The 505-nt window shown below is 34.7% G+C and carries 2 protein-coding genes; both read right to left on the minus strand.

All coding sequences use genetic code 11. The annotated features are described in order from the left end of the window. Positions 1-99: 99 nt before the first annotated feature. Positions 100-285, minus strand: a complete 186-nt coding sequence (locus V7150_RS25715; protein WP_335523966.1) for an RNase A-like domain-containing protein — start codon at positions 283-285, stop codon at positions 100-102. Continuing rightward, on the minus strand, positions 278-415 hold the full coding sequence (locus tag V7150_RS25720; protein ID WP_335523982.1) for a hypothetical protein: 138 nt from the start codon (positions 413-415) through the stop codon (positions 278-280). The genes V7150_RS25715 and V7150_RS25720 overlap by 8 nt, the downstream gene beginning before the upstream one ends. Positions 416-505: the final 90 nt, after the last annotated feature.

A 505-nucleotide genomic window follows, 5' to 3' on the forward strand; every position in this document is an offset into this window, starting at 1 on the left:
TTTCATCATAGTTCGCACTTACGTTAAAATAACATTCAAGAAAATATTTAAAAGTTTCAAAGTTCATTTCCTTATTCAAGATATCCCCCCCTACTAAACTTATTTAACGATTGGAAAACCAGTCAAAATTCTAAATCCTAACTCATTTGTTGAATCTCTAATCAAGACTACTCTAGAATTAGTTAGGTCGTAAATAACCTGCTTTTTATCTTCTAGAGCTCCTTTGCCTATTGGATTCTTATGTGAAACATCAAAAATCTTTCTTCCTGTATCAGATTCATTCAACCCATATACCTATTTGTTTCTCGATATTATGGATTCCTCCACTCCCTGGATGCAATGGTTGTGGAATAGTTATTGCTTGTCCACAACCACCAATATGATGAAGAACCAAAGGCTTTCCTTTTAACCCCACAATATCATACTGTTTTAGCTTGCCCTTGTGTTGAAACTCGTATATACCCCACAACGTTCAACTTTTCACCCTCCCGTTACGAAAATTAAA

Source organism: Neobacillus drentensis (assembly GCF_036965245.1).
In the GTDB taxonomy this organism is placed as follows: Bacteria; Bacillota; Bacilli; order Bacillales; family Cytobacillaceae; genus Neobacillus; species Neobacillus drentensis_G.